Here is a 20,063-nt window from a genome sequence, read left to right as displayed (position 1 = left end):
TCATTTTTTTTAATCTTAAACTTTGAAATTCAAAGTACTTTAAAACAAGCATTATGAAACATATAATAACCATTATTGCCTCCTTAGCATTCAGTACACTTTTTTATGAAAAGCATATAGGACTAAATCTTTCCATTTTTTCTATAATAACGATTGGTGTATTGGCATTTTACAATCTAAGCGCCTTTAAAAACAAACAAACGATACTGCATACGTTTATTTATTTGGTAACGGCTGTAATTGTATTCATGCAACACTCTTACCTTTCAATTATTGCCAATTGCGCCGCATTTTTCACCTTAATAGGTGTAGTTTCACAACGTGATACTTCGGTGTATATCTATTGGCTAAATGGTCTTTACACTTCTATTGCTGGATTTTTTCACAGAAATTTTGAAGCTAGCCAGACGAAAGAACAAGTTAAACCTAAAAAAGAAATAGATTGGATTCACCTCACTAAACTTGTTGGTATTCCGTTGGTGTTTATTATCGTTTTTGTAATGCTCTATAAAAATGGAAATCCAATGTTCAATAATTTAGTCTCTCAAATTAATTTCAACTTTATCAATATACAATGGGTACTATTTTCTGTTTTAGGCTATTATTTATTCAGCAACATTTCTAAACCTATTCAGGTAGAACAGGCAACCTTGGCCGATTTAAAAACAACTAACCATTTAAACAAATCAGAGCACATTTCCGAAGAAAAATTAAAAAAGGAAAAACAACTTGGAACCTTATTGCTTGGATTGCTAAATCTTTTAATTGTAATATATATCATTACCGATATTCTGTACTTAAAAACGCATGATATCACTAAAGCATCTACCCTTTCTTATCAAGTACACAATGGCATTAATACGCTTATCGCTTCTATTATTATTGCCATAATTATCATTCTATATTTCTTTAGAGGCGATCTCAATTTTTACGTCAATAATAAAAACCTTAAAGCCGTTACTTACCTCTGGATTATCTTAAACATTGTCCTTATTGCACTTATTGCTATCAAAAATCAAAATTATATTAGTTCATTTGGACTTACCTATAAACGTATTGGTGTACATGTTTATATTTTCCTTACCCTTATTGGCCTGGTTACGACATTTATTAAAGTCTTGAATATAAAAAACCTCATTTTCTTGTTTCGAAAAAATGCACAAATAGCCTTTGCTCTGTTGGTTATTTTAAGTGCCATAAATTGGGATTATACCATCACCAATTATAATCTTACAAAGGCAAAAGCATATGACATTGATTATCTCATAAAACTCACAAATAGGAATGCTGTTCTACTCCACAACAAAAAAGATGATATCATCATTTCAAATGCCAATAGACTTAGAATCGAAAATAAATACCGGAATTATCTAAGTACGGTGAGACAGCGGGATTGGCAAGAGTGGAGTTATGACAACATTGCATTAGACCATAATACTAGAACTAAATAATATGAATATTCGAAATAACCTTGCAAAATCTTGTGTTTTGGCAGCGCTTGTCTTTTGGATAATCACTGGATTAGGCTTTGAAGAAAGCAATATGGTTCTTCTTGTATTGGTGTCTTTTATACCCATATTTTTTATAGCGTCGCTAGTTATTTTAAGTACAATTTGCTCTGTGTTTTGGATAACAGAAAAAAACGGTTTAAGCAAAACACAAGTTTATAAAAGGTATTTCCCCTACTATGCTATTTTTACTTTTGGGATTGCGGCATTTGGAATCATATCTACCAATTTTAGCATTTTCAGCATCGCATTTTTTTCGTCCGCTTTTATAACCACAAGCCAATCATGGATTTGGTTTGCTAAAAACAAACAGGTATGAAAAACATACGAAAACAATTTATAGAATGGTTATTTGAGCACTCTCAAAACCTTTACACCAAACTATTTAAAAATCATGAAGCCTGGGGTATTTATAGGGCAGAACTCCTCAATTATCCTAAATCTTCATTTGGTAGACATCTAGGTGAGTTTTTAGACACTAACGATTTTGAACTCATTGCCAAAGTAGAACGCCATGATGCCTATCACACCTTAACAGGCTATGGCGTAACAGTAGAAGATGAAATTGCTTTACAATGCTTATGTTTTGGTAACGGAAAACGTAGTCCCTACCTCTATGGTGCCATGATTTTAGGCATTGTTATACTACCCGATTATTACAACTATTACTACCGCTCTTATCATATTGGAAAACAGGCTAACACGTTTCATCACTTTGATTACAAACACCTGCTTCATGTAGATATTAACGACTTAAGACAGGCTATTTTTTCGAGATCACAGCGTAAAACTCTTATACTCAATTAAAATGGATAGACTACAATTTGTGACAAAAGCAGCATTAACATTTTTTAGTATTGGAACCTTACTTTTAATACTACAACTTTGTTTTAAAACCGAATCTGGGATTGCAATAATTGACCTATACTATCTGTTATTTGCTATAGTGATCAATAGTCTGATCCTCTTGGTTTTGATTGGATACTTAATTATTAAAGACAATAAACTAAAAACTTTAAAATCTATAGGCATTTTAATCACTAATATACCCATCGCAGATGGTTATTTCTATGTGGTGATTTACTATAACTTATTTTAATATTATGAAGAAACTTAAACTTTTAGCGCTCCTCGCTGTATTTCTCTTATTTGGTCTCATTATCACCAACTATATGGTAAGTTATCAAGCTAAAGATTATATATATAAGTCGACAAGCTCTATACCAAAAAATAAAGTTGGTTTACTTCTTGGGACAGCTAAGTTTTTATCTAACGGAAATATCAACTTGTATTACAGTTATAGAATTAATGCTGCCGTAGCGCTATATAAGTCTGGTAAAATTGAATATATACTGATAAGTGGTGATAACGGAAGTAAAAGTTATGACGAACCTACAACATTTAAAACCGATTTGATTGCCAGAGGTATTCCCGAAAACAAAATATTTTTAGATTATGCTGGGTTCAGAACATTAGACTCTGTCATACGTGCCAAAGCAATTTTTGGTCAGGATTCTATAACAATTATATCTCAGCAATTTCATAACGAGCGTGCCATTTATCTCGCCAAACATAATGAGATTAATGCCGTTGCATTTAATGCTAAAAATGTTCAAGGGCGTTACGGACTTAAAGTACAGCTCAGAGAATATCTCGCACGAGCAAAAGCATCAATGGATGTATTGTTTAATGTAGAACCGAAATTTTTAGGACAACAAATAGAAATCAAATGACCATCAAATTCAACAAATCCTTTTTTGCATCCAGTCTGTTGCTATTTCTTGTAGAAGTATGTATAGCAATATTTTTATCTGAAGGTTTTATAAGACACACCTTTGGAGATTTCTTGGTGGTCATTTTGATCTATTGTTTTTTCCGCAGTTTCATTCAAACCAAACCCATCTATATCGCTATTGTCGTATTCTTTATTGCTTATACCATAGAGTTTTTACAACTTTTTAATCTGTTAGATTATTTAAACTTGAGGCATAGTGAATTAGCAGTTATCATACTTGGTAGCACTTTTGAAGTTACCGATCTTATTGCCTATACCTTGGGCATTCTAGTCATTTTATTAATCGACATAAATATTAAAAACTCATGGAATCTATAAAAACACTCATTTTTACCCGATTTAAGATCTTGTCTTTACTCACAATCTCAATGGCTTTGAGTATCGTTTTACTCATGATTAGAATGAAAATGCATCAGTCTTTTTATTTATTATTTTTAGTCTGGAATTTATTCTTAGCCATCATTCCATATGCCATTACAATTGGGCTTATAAGTACTCCTAAAACAAACAAATTGGTATTCGTAATATGGTTTAGCATTTGGTTGCTCTTCTTACCAAACGCACCTTATATTGTTACCGATTTACTGCACCTCATAAACTCTAAATCGCATTTAATGTGGTTAGATATTCTTGTGATTCTATCTTTCGCATTTAACGGATTGATTTTATTTTTCCTTTCACTGTCAGATATGGAAAAGCGTATAAAACAGTATGTGCCATCAAGGTATATCTTTCCTTTGATGCTTAGTATTTTTGGTCTCACTGCCTTTGGTATATACTTAGGGCGTTTTTTACGCTATAATTCATGGGAAATTATAAACGAACCATTGCAAATATTCTCGGATATTTTCAGAATTATATTGGAACCTAATACCGAAGCTTGGATTTTTACATTAACTTTTGCTTCCTTTTTAGCCATTTCTTATTGGATGCTCAAAGCATTTACAATACCAAAAATAGATCTCGCAGATGATAAAAAATAGTATGTATTACCTTATTGCTTTTGTTTTAGTGGTGATTCTAAAATTCATGTATGCTCATGCAGATAATGATATGGTTTTATTTATGCTAAAACCTATTAATGGTGTCGTCGAAACCATTGCAAATCAGAATGCCACTTACACAAGCGCTATTGGATTTTATTTTGAAAATTTAAACATCATTATAGACAAATCCTGCTCTGGAGTGAATTTCTGGCTTATTAGCTTTATGCTTTTCATGTTTTCATTATTAAAACATACACGCACTCTTTTTGAAAACATAATTGTCTTTCCTATCGCTTTTGCAGTTACTTATCTCTTAACCTTATTTGCAAATATATCTAGAATACTTATATCAATTTTCATTGAAAAAAACACAAGTTTTGACTATACATGGATGCATCAGGCCCAAGGTGTTTTTGTATACCTCACGTTTTTAATTCTGTTCTATTTACTAACCAATCATTTTATTTCTAAATCCAATATACGTCATGCGAAATTTGCTTAACCCAAAATGGCTATTAGCTATAAACACACTTCCAGTAGTGCTTCTAATACTAATTGTATATAGCGATTTTAGCATTATTAAAACCTTATTGTCTGAAGAAAATCTATCGTTGTGGAAAGGGTTTGGCCTAACCTTAATTATCTTAACCCTTTTACATTTAGGATATACAATTACATGTATTGTTAGGAAGCAAAATATCTCCATGTATTATGCTTATATAAGTTTGGTTGTTTATATCGCTTATATATACATCTATAGTTTATATACCCAAGACATATTGCCTTGGAGTATCCCACGATGGATGTTGTCTGGAGACATACTATTGTATGTTGGTACTTTTTTAATGCCTACGTTTGCACATTCCTTGTTTATTATTGTCATTAAATTAACATCAAAAGATAAAGATTATAAAGCTTGGCAGAATATTTTGGCTGCAGTAGCCATTCCCATAATTTGCTATCTTTTCTTCCAAATTATTTTACCACTATGGAATTTTACAACTTCGGGGTTTGGATCACACGTGATGGTCGTTTTATCTATTGTAGCTGTTATTTTATTCTTATTCTTCTTAATTCGAGGCATCTATATTCTAGCCACAAAAAAAGGAAAGGCTTGGAAAAAATATCAGTTCTTATGGAAAATACCCATAGCCATTCTTTTCCCTTTATTGGGACTTGCCGTTAACAGTGGATTTCTAATTGACCATTTTAGCGGTACACATACTGGTATTTTTGGAGATTTCAGTCATTACTGGTTTTATGTTTTGGCACTTGTAAATGGTATTTTAATTTGCTTACCTAGCGGCTCAAATACAACTCAAAGGCTTTTTTTATTTATTGCGCGTAGCATTACATTTGCCTATACGCTGTACTTTTTTATTGTATTCTTACCCTATTTACCACTTTCGGTATTTGCTATTATTGCCATTGGTGTAGGGTTTTTAATGCTAACGCCATTGGTACTTTTTGTTATTCACATCCAAGAATTAACCTCAGATTACAACTTTCTAAAAGCACACTTCTCGAAAGCTCTTCTCATAACTTTCGCCCTTTTAGGTTTCTTAGTCATTCCAGCATGCATTACAGCATCATACACCAAAGACAGAGTGGTTTTACATGAGGCGTTAGATTATCTCTATAGTCCAAATTATTCTGAGCGTTATGCTATTGACAAACAATCGCTGCAAAACACATTAAATGTGGTTCGTCATAATAAAGATCGAAATGATGATTTCTTTTCTTCGAGTCAGAAACCATATTTGTCTAAATTTTTTAATTGGATTGTTCTTGATAATTTAACGTTATCTGATGGCAAAATAAATACCATAGAGCGTGTCTTTTTTAACAAAGAATCTTTTGGTATTATGCCAGAAAACATAAGAAATACTGATGTAAGCATCACCAATGTTTCATCATCAAGCACCTATAATACTGTTGATAATACATGGACGAGCTGGATTGATTTAGAAATCACGAACGCCAATACCGAGCGTTTATTTTCAGAATATGCAACAACCATAGATTTGCCAAATGGTGCATGGATTAACAATTATTATCTCTATGTTGGAGATAGAAAGGAAATGGGCATTTTGGCCGAAAAGAAATCGGCTATGTGGGTGTTTTCACAAATACGAGGTGAAAATCGAGATCCAGGACTATTACATTATCTCACAGGTAACAAGGTTTCATTTAGAGTGTTTCCGTTTAGTGAAAGTGAGGTTAGGAAAACAGGAATTGAGTTTATTCATAAAGAACCTATGGTTATTGCTATTGACAGCCATAAAGTTCAATTAGGTGATTCACTAACTCAAAAAAGCGTAACATCTGTTGAACAAAATGATGTGGCTTACATATCTTCAAAAACAAAAGAGGGATTAACTACAGTAAAACGACAACCATATTACCATTTTATAGTTGATATTTCCGCAGAAAAACAAAACCTTATAGACAATTATATATCTACATTAGACTTGTTTTTAAAGAACGATGCGTTAAAGACTCCGCATAAAATAAGTTTCGCCAATACTTATACCAATACGATAGATTTAGATGACGACTGGAAAACAGCATTAAAAAACCAACAATTTGAAGGCGGTTTTTATCTCGAAAGAGCTATTAAAACTGTTTTTTATAACACGCAGCAACAGATATCTAATACGTATCCAATAATTATTGCTATTACTGATACAATGAACAGCTCGATTATTTCTAAAGACTTTAAGGATTTTAAATTTGCATTTCCTGAAAACAACCTCTTTTATCATCTTAATACAATGAGTTATCTCGCATCTCACGATTTGACTAAAAATCCGAAACAATGGATTGATGATGACACTACAGTACGACTTAACGATTCTGTATTGGCCTGGCCAAACGCAAACAAGACTTTAGCGTATTTACCCAATAACACCAAACCAGATGTTGTTTTAAAAACGTCTAATTTTCAATTGGATGAAGCTGAAATAGAGCCAAACAAATGGACATCTGGGTTAGTCATGGAAGGACAATTTAGATCAAATGTTTTACATCCTGAACATGCCGAACGCGATTGGCACAGCCTTGTAAAATATAGTTTTATGTCGCAAATAATGACACCACACACCTCTTATATTGTAGTTGAAAATGAAGCACAAAAGGCTATTTTAAAGAAAAAACAAGAGGCTGTACTTTCAGGTAAAAAATCATTAGACTTAAATGAAGATACGCAACGTATGTCTGAGCCAGAATTTTATGTATTACTTATTCTAGTGGGCCTATTTTTAGTGCTAAAGCAGAAAAAGTTCAGGTGGTTTTAATAGTTATTAATTACCATCTACATAATCTTGTAAGTACTTAAAGCGCTCTGTAAGTTGGCCATCTGGAGTTGTGATTTTAGCACGTTTCAAGATACCACGTTGGTCATCATTAAAAAATGCAGGAATGACATGTTCTAAAAACATCTCTCCAAAACCTTCACTAGCATCTTTAGGCAACTCGCAAGGCAAATTATCTACAGCCATCATAGTAATAGCGCCTTTAGCATCAAATGCGACCTCACTTTCTGACATCGGGTCATAACCATAAAATGGATCTGCTATAGTAGACGGTCTAATGGTACTTGCTACTGGACCATCAATATCACATGAAATATCGGCTACAAGATTAATTCTAAAATCTGGATGCTTGGCATCTTCTCGTGTAAAAATGAAAGGAGCGCCATCACCATAAAAATGACCTGCAATAAAAACGTCTGACTCTTTTGCGTAAGGCATAAAGTTGCTTTCGTAACCGCTTGGATCTTTATAGAAGGCATACTTATCTCCTACTTTCCCATCTTTACGTTTGGCATATTCCATAACATCTGCCATGACATAAACAGGTTCTGTAAATTGTGAGGTTAGATAGAGTGCATCACTCACTTGCTTTATTTGAAGGTGATCTAAAATCTCTTTGGCTCCTAGGGCTACTTTACCCGTTCCTGTTAAGACTATTTTTATATTTGGCAATGTGATCTTATCGAGTTCGGTCTTTACTTCGTCTAAGTCGGCTAAATGCTCCACCTTAGGTAGTTCGAACAATCCATCACGTAATCCTAAAGCTCTAAATCCGTTATAAGCACCTACCAAACCTGCATAACGTCCAAAACCTATAAGTCTTGCGCCACTTTGCTTAACAATGGTTTCGTGGTCATACATTTCGATATGCTTGTTAAGCATGTCTACTAAGAGCTTTCTATTGTAAGGTTGTTTTTTTATAGTATGGGAGAAGTAGAAATATTTTTTACTAGGAATAAGTGCATCTAATGGCACTTCTTTTACACCAATCATGACATCACAATCAGACACATCATCGGTAACAGTAAATCCTTGAGCGCGATAGGCATCATCTGAAAATACGCGAATATCTGATGATTCTACGACAAATTCTGCTTGCGGGAATTGTGCTCTGGCTTCGGCTAGTTTTTCTGGTGAAAATACAACACGTCGATCTGGTGGATTTTTACGTTCTTTAATAATAGCGAATTTCATAGTGTAAAGGAATTATGACATCAAAACTGACAAGTTTGCCAGAATTGGGATTGGTACAAAATTTGCACGAAAATAACAGTAAATGTAGGGTTATACAAACTTTTTGATAACTTTGCATGCTGCGTTAAGGATGGAACGGTTTGTTTGAGCTCCTCGTAGAGAGCGAGTAGTGAGAGCCTGACCTGAAAGGGAACGCCAACATAAATATTACTACAATGGGGTCGACTGGTTTTGACAGCGAGACTCATTAAACGGTAAGCACGTCGTGTAATGGCATTGAAACACGTTAAAGGCTAGACCAAATTTTAAACGGCGAGAATAACTACGCTTTAGCTGCATAATCTGAATTATAGTAAGATTAAGCCTCGTCCTACTAGGTAGGAAAGCTAAATGTCTCCAGAAAGCCTTGGTTAATGGCGTTCTATTTAGAGGCATCGTAAATATTAACTAAGATGATGTAGCGCTTTGATGCATTTTCGAGATTAAAAAGCTAAGTTGTAAGTAGGTTGTCTTTTGCCAGCTTACAGTCGAAAATCTAATAATAGAATAAGCGTGTAGAAAGCTCTTTAATAGCTTGTTTGGACGAGAGTTCGATTCTCTCCGACTCCACTATAAACGCTCTAAAGTGTTGATTTTAGAGCGTTTTATTTTAAAGGTGTAAAAAAAGGTGTAAGTAGCTTGTGTTTTATTCATGTTTTACAATGTATATTATTTTTGTAAGATGAATTAATCTAAGCTTGTATTACTCAGATAATATACAATGATATATTAAAACGATAACCTTTTATATTATTAGTTTTTTCATCTTAAAGCTTCAAGGAAGATAAATTTGTATTTAAACACATAATGTGGATATAATCAATAACTATATCCAATTGTTGGCAACCATTTGAAAAATGAAAGATAAATCTAAAGACATGACAGATGGACAAGCAAAGGATTTAATTCTAAAATCTATTATAAGAAAGGAAAATAACCTTACAACTTTGTATGGATTTCACTCAGAATTATTTCCGGAAAAATCAAAAAGTTATGTCAAATCACTTATAATTGAAATTGAGAAATCAGGTTTTGAATTAGCAAATTTCCATCACTCTTCTGCGGGAAACATACTTGTAACAAGAATAGGTATTATAGAACCTTTTTTGGAAAAAGGTGGATTTGAAAAAATTGAAAAGAAAGAGAAACGAAAAGAACAAAAGGAAAAATTTGATTTTAACATTTCAAAATGGAAATATCATACATTTTGGTGGTTTTTTGCTCTAGCTATTTTTGGTGGAGGATATAGTGCATATGATTTTATTAATGGTCTCAATAACAACGATAAAACAGAAGTAAATGTTAATGAAAATGTTCCAAATACTGAACAATCAACTAATTCTCAAAATGAAAAAAAATGGACTGATTCTAATGGAAATGTTTTCATCGAAGAAGGAAATGAAATTTCCATAATTCCTGCTAACTACAACAAAAACGGAAAAACATATAAAGTGTTTATTTACAATGAAACATCTGATGAAATTGGAATTATTGAAAACCTAAAAATAAGACCGAGTGAGTTCAAAATTTTTAACTTAAAAGACACAGACACGCTTGAGTTAGACAATGGAGTAAAATTCATGTTTGGAGAGACTTATGGGCTTGAGGTAGCAGACAAAAAATCTCAAGTTAACGGACTTGGAGGAAAATTTTTAGATGAATACAAAGTTCCTGACGAAGTTGAATGGGCTTTTGTAATAGTACCAGCTGGTAAAGGTGATTAAAAAAACAGTTGCCAACAACGTGTATAATTAATCGCTTGGTTTGTGTGTACTCGGAAAATCCTTCCAATTTTCCGATGGTTCGTTTTCTTTTATTAACTTAGTTCTTGTCTACGTAACTAACCATTCACAAACATGTTACCTACAAGCTGAAAAACCAACTTATGAAAAATATTTTCGCAATTCTAATTATCTGCCTTCTTATTAATTGCAAAGAAAACCCCAAAAAAGAAAGAACAAAAAAAGAATCATTTAGCCTTAAAGGAACAATAAATGGTGATTATTCAGACTATATATATTTGAATTATCGAAATGCAAAAGACAGTACAGAAGTCTTAAATAACAGTTTTGAATTTAAGGGTAAAGTTGACAAACCAATTCAAGGCTCATTAAACTTAAAACCGTATGCGAATATTGTTCCATTATATATCGAGAATAGTAAGATTACAATACAAGCCAATTATGAAGAGTTAATTCGAAATGAAAAAAAATACAACATACTCAAAATAAACAATATTGAAGGTTCTTATTCTGCTAAAATTCAAGAAGAATATAAAGAGTTTTATCAAGCTAATCAGAATAAAGAAAATTTCAGAGCTCTATTATTTGAAAAACTCACATCGTTCATTGAATTAAATAAAAATCATCCGATTAGTGGAACAATCTTAGGAGAAAATGCATTAATAGAACCTGTTTTAACAAAAAGGGAACTTATTGAACTGTACTCAAAAATCGATACAACTCAACAAAGTAAGGACGATTTGGAAATGTTTAAAATGGGAATCGCAAACCTTGAAAAATATGGAATAAATAAACCGTTCTTGAAATTTATTTTACCAAATAATAAAGACAAAGATATTGATATAACAACATTTTTAGGCAAAATAACATTGGTTGACTTTTGGGCTTCTTGGTGTGGACCTTGTAGAATAAAACATCCAGAACTGGTAAAACTCAAAAAGAAATTTGAAAATGTAAATTTTGATATCGTGAGCGTATCTATTGACGATAATAGAAAAAGCTGGATTAAAGCTATCGAAAAAGATAATCTGACTTGGACTAATTTAATTGACATTGACAAACAAGTAAACAATGAACTCGGAATAGAAGCAATTCCATTCAATTATTTGATAGACGAAAATGGAATTGTGATTGGGGTAAACTTATCACTTGAACAAATTGAAAATGAACTAAAAAAAGTCAGCAAGTAACATCGTGTATAATTAATGGCTTTGGTCATTGCTTATTTTTAAAATTCCTTCAAAACTTTCTCTGGCACATTTTTGTTTACTAAATTACTTACTTAAACGCGCAACTAAACATAAACAAGACCGATGGAATACATTGTTAAAACTCAAACATTAAAAATATTTATATAAATTATTAAATGAAACAATTGATTTCTATAATGCTTATTTTTCTTACTTGTTCTTTTTGTAATAATGAAGGAAAAATCGAGAATAAAAACAGAAACGAAGTTGGTTTTTCACTGAATCAGATAAATGCAAATACTAAAAACTCTCTTTTAGTAAATCATTTTGATCGTCAGAAACGAATCAATTTACTTATATCCTATAATTTTAAAAATGGAATATTACATTCAGTAGATACAATACATACATCTGAGAGAATAAAAAACAATGTTTTGGATAATAAGTATTTGCTAATTAATAATAAGAACATTATTAATATAAAATCAAAAAGTGAATTAAGTACTAGCAATCCACCTTTATATTTTATAAAAGGAGATTCTATCATATTTAAGTTAGATAAATCCGACAAAGAATTGGGTTTATACAATGTCGAAAAAAACACATACAAAGAATACCAAGACCCGTTTTTAAACACCAATGGTGTTATAAAATATTATTATTCAAACAAAGTTGATTATAGATTATTTGTTAAAAACCAAAAAAAACATAAATCAGGTACCGAAGCATTTACAACCCTAAATGAAATAGAAGAAGAAATACAAGCAACAAAGAGTTCAAAAAAATATGAGTATTTAAACGCTAATAATTTCGAATCTAAAGAGATTATGTTAGAAACACGTTCTGGAACTCTAAAAAAAGTTGTGGCAAATGCAGGCATTGGAACACTCTTACATGAAATGGCAAATGTAAGATTAGATGTTCCCATCATATGGATTGATAACGAAACATTTATTTACAGTTATATTCACAAGAATACTGCAAAGATTAAATCCATAAATATTAAAAACGGGAATCAACGTACAATCTGCCAAATTGATGAAATAAAGGTATCAATGCGTAACGCCTTTTTTTATAAAGATTTTCAGAATCATATAATTTATTCATGTGAAAAAGGAGACTTCAAAATTAATACTTTAGATAGGACGTATTCTGAATATCAATATATTGATCTTGGTTATGATTTTCAAAAACAAGTGAACGGAAGAACCGTTTTTTATAACAATAAAGTCATTGGGGAATTGCCGCAATACCAGCGTTCGTTTTCTTCAAATAATTATTTAGCTGTACACGATATTTCAAATAAATACAAGGCTGTTGATATTAGGATATGGAGTACTATACAAGAAAAATGGATCGACATAAAAAAATCAAATCAAATGATTTCAATGACTATAATTGGGTGGTTAGAGAATCCATAAAATAACGAAATACCAACAACGTGTATAATCTTTTAATTTTAGAGTTATTAACTAGAAAGAGCAAAAGAGCGAGTTAAAACTTCGACAACATTTACTATTCTTTCTCTTTTCCTACTTAAATATCGTTCAGTTCTTTTTTACAGTTAGTTTTTACATGAAGTATGGCATTATCATATAACCTTCAGTCGGGTTAATATTCGTTGATTTTCAATTTGTCAGTTGCTGTTATAAATTGTTGTGTAAGGTTATTTATATCCATACAATTTTAAAGTTTTATCACCTCTTTCCAAATCAAAAATTCCAATTTCATTAATCAAATTTTCAATTTCAGTAATATCTTGGCTATGTTCAGAAATTGTCTGTCGTGAAACTCGTCTATTTTTAATTATTAGCATTTTCTCAGGAAATTGAATCCATTCAATTTCATTGTATAAAATTGGTTCCATAAAATAAGGGGTGAAATCAACCATATCAAATTCAGTTTCCTCAATTTTTTCACGTCCAACTAGTTTAAACCTAATAAATACAGAATCAAATTCCTCAATTAGGTTTTCAAACAGTTTTTCCCATTTTGTATTATTCATGAATGAAGAAAAATTACTTTCACGAATTATGTTCTCAATATTCTTTTTAGTTAAATTCATTTTTTTCTTTTAAGACCAAATCAAGCTAATTACGCTATATAGTGTTTTGAGCTGACGTTTTCACTCAGTTTATATTTTTTTTGCGCTTCATTGGAGAATAAAATTGTAAGATGGTCAGCCCAATAATAATTATCAGATTCATCTTCCGTTATTTCAAATGTAGCAATCCAAACTTTATTTTTGCCGAATGTTAATTCCCAAGTTTGTGGCAATTTGATAACTGCATTTTTGCAGTTAATTACTTGATTATCTTTGTATTCGATTGTAATCCCGGAACTAATATCCCATAAAACACCGATTCCAGATATTTTTTCTCCAATCAATTTTTTCCAGTTTTCACTTTTAGAAACATTTAAGATTTTAAATCCTTCTTTTTCTTCATCTAATTTGTCAATAACTGCAAATCCAACACCATAACTATAAAATTCACTATCCCATAGTATCTGGATTAACTTTCCGTTTTCCAATCGAAATATCACACTCATATCTACGGAGTGGATATCAGCTGAAAAACTCCAAAATTCGGAGTCATCAGTTTCCCAATTAATTTCTTGATAATAAACTCCAGAAATTTTTTGTCCCATAAGTTCATTTTTTATTCTATCGTAATATTTTCTTTCCTTTTCAGTCATTCTTGATTGCTAACGATAATTTTGTTTACTCATATTTAAATATTGTTAGTTTTAGTTTTACTTCAAAGAATAAATCAATACCAGTAGTATCTTTTTGTATAAACCATCCGCCTTGAATAAAATGACAATGATATTCTATAAAGAAACCTTTTCCATTATAATTATGCAAAAGTGCAAATAACTATGCACAACTTAACTAGTACAACGTTGAGAATACTATAATTTCATGTGTATTCTAGTACGAATACTGTATACGAACGCTTTAACTATTTAGATTCTTGCGTGCTAAACTCTAATATTAGTGCTTTGCCTTTATAAACTTTAAATTTTTATAATTATGAAATTAAAAACAATCGCATTCGTATTTTTTTCTTTTGCCATTTTCAATTGTAATGCCCAGAGCAAAAAACTTATATCTTTTAGCTTTAAAAAGGGTGAAGTGATGGATATTATGTTGCTAACTACAGCTCCAGATTCTGAAACAAAATACGAAAGGTATAGAAAGATAATTTTTCCTGTGGCTTTTGAATATTCATACCAACCGCAAAATGGTTTTAGAATTTCAAAACTTACCCTTGGAACTCATCACCCTTCTAGTATTATATTTGGAAAATGGGAAAATAAACAAAAAAGAGAAGGTTTTTTGGCTAATATCTCTAAAAGAGTCCCAGGTTTCCATGAGCAACGCAGAGAATTATTCCCATATTTTGACCTCACTTATTACGAAGTACAAAAAGATTTAAATTTCTCAATAAATAGAGAGAAATATAATGTGGTAACTTCCTTTTGGAAGAATGATTCAAAAAAGTTTGAAAGATTCATATCAAAATGGGAAGGAGATATCAAAAAAGCTGGAGGTAAGATTATTTTACAATTAAATATAGGAAATTCCCCTACTGGATATGTATATAATCCAGATCAATTTTATATTATTGAATGGAATAATGAATCAGCTTTTGATGCTTTTGCTAAAACACATAAAATGTCAAGTTATGATGATTTAAAAAATGTACATCAATTTAAAATTGATTAATTTATATCTAAAAGAAATATTAGCAATTATCTATGCAAATACTACTCAATCAACTTATTTACTTTGGTTTTTTTCAAAGCATTATTTTATTATTAGTGTATCTTTTTTCGCCAAGAAAGAGAAGACATATAAATGGATATATGGCATTTTTAGTGGTTACACTTTTAATAGGTTTATTGGGTAGGACATTGCACAGTGCTGGAGTTTGGAACAGCAACTTTAGGCTCATTTCTTTTTCAGAATTTTCGGTATTATTATTTGGACCAACAGTGTACTTATTTACTTGCTCTATACTGTTAAAAAAGAAATACTCACATAAAGATTTAATTCATTATTTACCCGGATTAATATACTCTATTTTTATAGTTATTTATTTTATAATTCCTACAGATGCTGTTATAAGTGCAAGAATTAAAACTGGGGAATTATTTCGTATGATACATATTTGCTTGGGGTTTGGTTTAATGGTAAATACTATATATTGGATATTAAGTTGGAATGTTTTGAAAACCTTTTCAAGAGAAATAAAAAATGAGATCTCGTATGAGTTACACATACAATTTATTGTGAATTTTTTAAGAGTTATAGGAGGTTGCTTATTGTTTTGGATTGTCACCTATTTTATAAGCCTATCTGGTTTTCAAGATATAGAACGTATAATTCGTTCTTATATATGGGTTTTTTTAGCATTGATAATTCTTTTCATTACTTATTATGGAATGATTTCGCCAAGTGTCATGCAAGTTCTTCCAGAAAATCAATTAAAAAAATATACACAATCTAAATTGAGTTTCGAAGATATGGATCGTTTAAAAGAAGAGCTCGACCAAATTATGATTAATAAAAAACCATATTTGAACAATAAATTGCTTAAAACAGAACTTGCTCAACTCCTGGGTGTTAGCAACCCAGAACTAGCCAGATTACTTAACGAAAATATTGGCATGAATTTTTTTGAATATGTCAATTATTATCGCGTAAAAGAATTTGTTTTTTTAGCGAAATCAGATAAAGCCAAACAGCTAACTTTTTTTGGACTTGCTCAAGAAGCAGGATTCAATTCTAAAACTACTTTTAACAAGTCGTTTAAAAAACTTATGGGAACGTCGCCATCTGCTTATTTTAATAATAAACTGTAAAAGAAATAAGAGTTTAATAAATAATTATAGATAGAACAAGTAGCTTTCCAAAGAAGTAATTGGGGCTAAAGAATTTCAACCAAAAAGTATGATTTATGATAGAACTAATAAATCAATCGGATTTTGGTATAATAACATTAATGAGCATTTTAATTCACAAAATGTGGAATTTGGCTCTCTAAAATCATTTGGTAAAGCTAATACTGGGACAGCCCTACGGATTTCCCCTTTAGTTTGTTTTCTATTACTAACTTAGTTCTAGCTAACGCACAACTGTCTATACACGAACATTTCTAAAATACTACAAAAAAAATATTAAACTCCATTTAACAGGATAAAAAACAACGCTAACAGAATAAAATTTTACAATACATAATGATGCATCATATTTGTTTATATGATTATTTCTATGTTTAAAATACTAAAGATAATACCCTTATTTCTAATTACAGTTTCTTCTTATGCACAGCAAAGTAATACTTTTAAAGGTACTGTTCTAGACTCATCCACCCAAGAACTTATCCCATTTGCAACAGTAATAGCATATAATAACACCAAGCTAATTAATGGTGTCTCAACAGATAATTATGGAGAGTTTATTTTAAATACACGCCAACCAATTTCTCATTTAGAAATTACTTTTATTGGTTATAAGAATGAGATTATTAAGATTGAAGACATCGTAGACAGTAATTTCATTACAGTAAAATTAAAAACTTCGCTTGAGGAATTAGATGCCGTTGTTATAAATACTGAACAAACTACATCCAAGCTAAAACTTGATCGAAAAATAATTAATATTGGTAGAGATTTGCAACAAGCAGGCGCAACTGCATTGGAAGCTTTTGATCAAATCACAGAGATACAAACCGATCTTGGCACAGGTAGTTTAACACTACGTGGCAGCCAAAATGTGCGTTTATTAGTTAATGGCAAACCGTCTAGCCTAAGCCCTACAGAATTATTAGCGCAAATACCCTCTTCTACAATACTTCGGGTAGAATTGATTACCTCGCCATCTGCTAAAAACCAAGCAGACGGGCTTTCGGGCATTATTAATGTCATTCTTAAAAAGAACACTTTAAAAGGACTGAACTCAAATTTGAATGCTGGTTTTGGCACAAAACGGTACAACTATGGCTTAGACGGAAACTATAATTTTTCATTTCTGAATTTCAGATGGAATTTATCTCAGTCTGGCAGAGAAATGGATAGCAAACAACAAATTTCGCAAATTTATAACAATGGAAATACAAGAGATTTTTTTGCGCCACACGACTTTAGTGGTCTTGTAAGAAAAATAGACACAGGATTAGATCTTTTTATTGATGATCAAAATGAACTTTCAATCGGTTTTGATTATACAGATGATGCTCACAGTTTTTACAATGATACTTTTTATACTAACGTAATAGGAAGAGATGATTTTATCTATACTCGCAATTCATCTCACCATCACAAAACCACAAATATAAACGCCAATTATAGAACACAATTCAAAAAAGAAAATCACTTTTTAGAAATAGATTATCAGTTTTCTAAAAATAACAATCTGCTACCAGCTATAGATTTTGAAGAAGGTGTTTTATTATTTGAAGAAAAAAGAACAAATAACAATAAACTTAATGCATTAGCATTAGATTATTCTTTCCCTGTTACTGAAAATATTCTTATTGAAACAGGTGCATCTTGGAACAAAAGACTATTAGAAAGCTCTAATGTAGTAAGAACTGTAAATGAACCTGAAACTTTGGCCGTATTTAACTACGAAGAAATACTGCTCGGCATATACGGTTTAACCAATATAAAAACTGGCAAACTAACTTGGCAACTAGGATTAAGGTATGAAAACTTAACATCAAATTCTATTAACAATTCAAATAGTGAAACAACAGATTTAAAATTTTCAAACTTCTTTCCGTCACTACATGCCTCCTATACTATTAACGATGCAAACACTTTCAACTTAGGGTTTAGTCGACGCGTATCGAGACCAAATTTTAGAAATATCAACCCATTTCAATCTAGAAATCAATACTTTGAATGGGTTGCAAACCCTGCTCTAAAGCCCGAGTTTAGTTACAATTTTGAAACTAATTATCAATATCATGGTAATAAATTAACTGCTTCATTAGCGCTATTCTACAGACACAGAAAAGACGTGATAGAACGTTTGCAATCTATTGACTCTAATGGTGTATTAATGATTACGTTTGACAATATTGGAAAAAAACATTCCTATGGAATAGAAACAAGTACTACTTATAAATTAACTGATTTTTGGAACAGTCAACTCTCTGCAAACTATTATCACACCAATGTAAATCAAGATGTCCCTTTGACCTGGAATGAGCTATATTCTTCTAATTTAATCTTTAAAAACACCTTTAAAATCAATAGGTCTTTAGGTATAGATATTAGCTATAGGCATAATTTTAAAACTCAAAATGCCTTCAATTTCATTGAACCAAGAAGCCGTATTGATTTGGCAGCTCGCTTAAATCTTTTGGAAAACAGACTCAGTATAAGTTTACGTATTGTAGACCTATTAGATAATAATTTAATGCACAGAACTACTGCTACTCAAAATGTTATACAACATGAAGTCTGGCGCTTTCAATCACAAACTTTTGGATACCTCTTTAGCATGAATTATAAACTCTTTCAGAATAAACAAAAACTAAGAAATAGAAAAAATCGAAATTATAATTACGGCGGCACCACCGATTAAACCAATATATTATGAAAAAACAAATACTAAAACTAACGTTAATTATTACTATTGTATTTTTCAATTGCGAAAAAAGAGTTACAGAAGAAAAAATAACACCTCAAGAGCTAGTCAATTGGCAGACTTTAGATAAAGGCAAAACCACAATCAATGGAGACGAGCTTATCATAGAAGAAACTGAAGGCTCTGATGGTTTCTTTCTTATCAGTCCCAAATTATACCCGAAAGATTTTACTTTAAAATACAAAGTAAAAGCACTATCAGAATCAACAGTATTAATAAATTTATTTTCAGTATTACAAGACGGTGATAATAAAACTTTTAAATTACCTGATGTAAACGCGACACCAAGAGAAGTATGGGATTGGCGTACTACACTAAAACATTACAATCTTACCTACAATAATCGTTCACATGGAAACACTCCTTTTTTCTTTAAAAACACAGCACCAAATTCTATAGCTTCTAGAGAAAAATTAGATGAAAATATTTTTGAAATTGAAAAGTGGTATGATGTAGAAGTTGGCAAAAAAGATAACAAAGTTTGGTTTAAATTAAATAACAAAACCTATTTTGACTTTGAAGATACTACACCTCTCGAAGGCGGACGATTAATTTTCAGAATAAGTGGCACTACAGGAGATAAAGTTATATTTGCTAAAGCAGCAATTAAAAATATTGTTATTTCATACTAA

18 protein-coding genes and 1 other RNA gene are annotated in these 20,063 nt (G+C 31.2%); 16 read left to right on the top strand and 3 right to left on the bottom strand.

What is annotated here, in order from left to right:
* Window positions 1–53 precede the first annotated feature (53 nt).
* The 8 genes from Q0787_RS10875 to Q0787_RS10840 all read left to right on the top strand — a co-directional run bounded on the left by Q0787_RS10875 (window position 54) and on the right by Q0787_RS10840 (window position 7,585).
* Window positions 54–1,451 (top strand): DUF4173 domain-containing protein, encoded by a 1,398-nt coding sequence (locus tag Q0787_RS10875; RefSeq protein ID WP_298902651.1) that lies wholly within the window; start codon window positions 54–56, stop codon window positions 1,449–1,451.
* A gap of 372 nt (window positions 1,452–1,823) precedes the next feature.
* Window positions 1,824–2,315 (top strand): Coq4 family protein, encoded by a 492-nt coding sequence (locus tag Q0787_RS10870; protein ID WP_298902650.1) that lies wholly within the window; start codon window positions 1,824–1,826, stop codon window positions 2,313–2,315.
* Between the two features lies 1 nt (window position 2,316).
* A complete protein-coding gene (locus Q0787_RS10865; RefSeq protein ID WP_298902649.1) occupies window positions 2,317–2,607 on the top strand; it encodes a hypothetical protein in 291 nt (96 codons plus the stop codon).
* A gap of 4 nt (window positions 2,608–2,611) precedes the next feature.
* The gene (locus Q0787_RS10860) at window positions 2,612–3,241 is read left to right on the top strand and encodes an ElyC/SanA/YdcF family protein (RefSeq protein ID WP_298902647.1); all 630 of its coding nucleotides are present in this window, start codon (window positions 2,612–2,614) and stop codon (window positions 3,239–3,241) included.
* Window positions 3,238–3,621 carry a DUF2809 domain-containing protein gene (locus Q0787_RS10855; RefSeq protein WP_298902646.1) on the top strand — a complete coding sequence of 128 codons (384 nt, stop codon included), beginning with the start codon at window positions 3,238–3,240 and terminating at the stop codon, window positions 3,619–3,621. Before Q0787_RS10860 ends, Q0787_RS10855 begins: the two co-directional genes overlap by 4 nt.
* Window positions 3,609–4,286, top strand: coding sequence for a DUF1361 domain-containing protein (locus tag Q0787_RS10850; RefSeq protein WP_298902645.1), 678 nt, complete (start codon window positions 3,609–3,611; stop codon window positions 4,284–4,286). The genes Q0787_RS10855 and Q0787_RS10850 overlap by 13 nt, the downstream gene beginning before the upstream one ends.
* Window positions 4,273–4,791, top strand: coding sequence for an exosortase K (gene xrtK, locus Q0787_RS10845; RefSeq protein WP_298902643.1), 519 nt, complete (start codon window positions 4,273–4,275; stop codon window positions 4,789–4,791). The genes Q0787_RS10850 and xrtK overlap by 14 nt, the downstream gene beginning before the upstream one ends.
* Window positions 4,775–7,585 (top strand): MSEP-CTERM sorting domain-containing protein, encoded by a 2,811-nt coding sequence (locus tag Q0787_RS10840; protein ID WP_298902642.1) that lies wholly within the window; start codon window positions 4,775–4,777, stop codon window positions 7,583–7,585. Before xrtK ends, Q0787_RS10840 begins: the two co-directional genes overlap by 17 nt.
* A gap of 6 nt (window positions 7,586–7,591) precedes the next feature.
* Here Q0787_RS10840 and Q0787_RS10835 read toward each other — a convergent pair whose 3' ends face one another.
* A complete protein-coding gene (locus Q0787_RS10835; RefSeq protein ID WP_298902640.1) occupies window positions 7,592–8,797 on the bottom strand; it encodes an NAD(P)-dependent oxidoreductase in 1,206 nt (401 codons plus the stop codon).
* Between the two features lie 217 nt (window positions 8,798–9,014).
* Between Q0787_RS10835 and ssrA the strand changes: the two genes are divergently transcribed.
* The 4 genes from ssrA (at window position 9,015) to Q0787_RS10815 (ending at window position 13,189) form a co-directional block, all read left to right on the top strand.
* Window positions 9,015–9,409, top strand: a transfer-messenger RNA (tmRNA) gene (gene ssrA, locus Q0787_RS10830).
* A gap of 284 nt (window positions 9,410–9,693) precedes the next feature.
* Window positions 9,694–10,560 carry a hypothetical protein gene (locus Q0787_RS10825; protein WP_298902638.1) on the top strand — a complete coding sequence of 289 codons (867 nt, stop codon included), beginning with the start codon at window positions 9,694–9,696 and terminating at the stop codon, window positions 10,558–10,560.
* 161 nt (window positions 10,561–10,721) lie between these two features.
* Entirely contained in the window at window positions 10,722–11,768 is a 1,047-nt protein-coding gene (locus Q0787_RS10820; RefSeq protein ID WP_298902636.1) for a TlpA disulfide reductase family protein, read from the top strand.
* A 176-nt stretch (window positions 11,769–11,944) separates the two neighbouring features.
* Complete coding sequence (locus Q0787_RS10815; RefSeq protein WP_298902635.1) at window positions 11,945–13,189, top strand: hypothetical protein; 1,245 nt, start codon at window positions 11,945–11,947, stop codon at window positions 13,187–13,189.
* 245 nt (window positions 13,190–13,434) lie between these two features.
* Here the strand turns inward: Q0787_RS10815 and Q0787_RS10810 are convergent, their stop codons facing one another.
* Both Q0787_RS10810 and Q0787_RS10805 read right to left on the bottom strand, forming a co-directional pair.
* Window positions 13,435–13,833, bottom strand: coding sequence for a DUF6678 family protein (locus Q0787_RS10810; protein WP_298902633.1), 399 nt, complete (start codon window positions 13,831–13,833; stop codon window positions 13,435–13,437).
* Between the two features lie 29 nt (window positions 13,834–13,862).
* Window positions 13,863–14,465, bottom strand: a complete 603-nt coding sequence (locus Q0787_RS10805; RefSeq protein ID WP_298902632.1) for a hypothetical protein — start codon at window positions 14,463–14,465, stop codon at window positions 13,863–13,865.
* Window positions 14,466–14,802: 337 nt separating this feature from the next.
* On the opposite strand from Q0787_RS10805, the gene Q0787_RS10800 reads away from it, so the two are divergent.
* The 4 genes from Q0787_RS10800 (at window position 14,803) to Q0787_RS10785 (ending at window position 20,063) form a co-directional block, all read left to right on the top strand.
* Window positions 14,803–15,498: a hypothetical protein gene (locus Q0787_RS10800; RefSeq protein ID WP_298902631.1), complete on the top strand. Its 696-nt coding sequence runs from the start codon at window positions 14,803–14,805 to the stop codon at window positions 15,496–15,498.
* Between the two features lie 140 nt (window positions 15,499–15,638).
* Window positions 15,639–16,637: a helix-turn-helix domain-containing protein gene (locus Q0787_RS10795; RefSeq protein ID WP_298902630.1), complete on the top strand. Its 999-nt coding sequence runs from the start codon at window positions 15,639–15,641 to the stop codon at window positions 16,635–16,637.
* Window positions 16,638–17,046: 409 nt separating this feature from the next.
* Window positions 17,047–19,368, top strand: coding sequence for a TonB-dependent receptor family protein (locus Q0787_RS10790; protein ID WP_298902629.1), 2,322 nt, complete (start codon window positions 17,047–17,049; stop codon window positions 19,366–19,368).
* Between the two features lie 11 nt (window positions 19,369–19,379).
* Entirely contained in the window at window positions 19,380–20,063 is a 684-nt protein-coding gene (locus Q0787_RS10785; protein WP_298902628.1) for a hypothetical protein, read from the top strand.

Origin of the sequence: uncultured Psychroserpens sp., from assembly GCF_947492715.1 — a bacterium.
Classification (GTDB): Bacteria; Bacteroidota; Bacteroidia; order Flavobacteriales; family Flavobacteriaceae; genus Psychroserpens.
Note: the sequence above shows the minus strand (reverse complement) of the source record. Positions and strands in the feature narration are given on the sequence as shown.

What these genes read in the sequence shown, in the direction of transcription:
- Q0787_RS10835 (WP_298902640.1), bottom strand. Translation starts at nt 8,797, where the DNA reads ATGAAATTCGCTATTATTAAAGAACGTAAAAATCCACCAGATCGACGT.
- Q0787_RS10855 (WP_298902646.1), top strand. Translation starts at nt 3,238, where the DNA reads ATGACCATCAAATTCAACAAATCCTTTTTTGCATCCAGTCTGTTGCTA.
- Q0787_RS10850 (WP_298902645.1), top strand. Translation starts at nt 3,609, where the DNA reads ATGGAATCTATAAAAACACTCATTTTTACCCGATTTAAGATCTTGTCT.
- Q0787_RS10820 (WP_298902636.1), top strand. Translation starts at nt 10,722, where the DNA reads ATGAAAAATATTTTCGCAATTCTAATTATCTGCCTTCTTATTAATTGC.
- Q0787_RS10875 (WP_298902651.1), top strand. Translation starts at nt 54, where the DNA reads ATGAAACATATAATAACCATTATTGCCTCCTTAGCATTCAGTACACTT.
- Q0787_RS10860 (WP_298902647.1), top strand. Translation starts at nt 2,612, where the DNA reads ATGAAGAAACTTAAACTTTTAGCGCTCCTCGCTGTATTTCTCTTATTT.
- Q0787_RS10815 (WP_298902635.1), top strand. Translation starts at nt 11,945, where the DNA reads ATGAAACAATTGATTTCTATAATGCTTATTTTTCTTACTTGTTCTTTT.
- Q0787_RS10865 (WP_298902649.1), top strand. Translation starts at nt 2,317, where the DNA reads ATGGATAGACTACAATTTGTGACAAAAGCAGCATTAACATTTTTTAGT.
- xrtK (WP_298902643.1), top strand. Translation starts at nt 4,273, where the DNA reads ATGATAAAAAATAGTATGTATTACCTTATTGCTTTTGTTTTAGTGGTG.
- Q0787_RS10800 (WP_298902631.1), top strand. Translation starts at nt 14,803, where the DNA reads ATGAAATTAAAAACAATCGCATTCGTATTTTTTTCTTTTGCCATTTTC.
- Q0787_RS10825 (WP_298902638.1), top strand. Translation starts at nt 9,694, where the DNA reads ATGAAAGATAAATCTAAAGACATGACAGATGGACAAGCAAAGGATTTA.
- Q0787_RS10805 (WP_298902632.1), bottom strand. Translation starts at nt 14,465, where the DNA reads ATGACTGAAAAGGAAAGAAAATATTACGATAGAATAAAAAATGAACTT.
- Q0787_RS10870 (WP_298902650.1), top strand. Translation starts at nt 1,824, where the DNA reads ATGAAAAACATACGAAAACAATTTATAGAATGGTTATTTGAGCACTCT.
- Q0787_RS10790 (WP_298902629.1), top strand. Translation starts at nt 17,047, where the DNA reads ATGTTTAAAATACTAAAGATAATACCCTTATTTCTAATTACAGTTTCT.
- Q0787_RS10785 (WP_298902628.1), top strand. Translation starts at nt 19,380, where the DNA reads ATGAAAAAACAAATACTAAAACTAACGTTAATTATTACTATTGTATTT.
- Q0787_RS10795 (WP_298902630.1), top strand. Translation starts at nt 15,639, where the DNA reads ATGGCATTTTTAGTGGTTACACTTTTAATAGGTTTATTGGGTAGGACA.
- Q0787_RS10840 (WP_298902642.1), top strand. Translation starts at nt 4,775, where the DNA reads ATGCGAAATTTGCTTAACCCAAAATGGCTATTAGCTATAAACACACTT.
- Q0787_RS10810 (WP_298902633.1), bottom strand. Translation starts at nt 13,833, where the DNA reads ATGAATTTAACTAAAAAGAATATTGAGAACATAATTCGTGAAAGTAAT.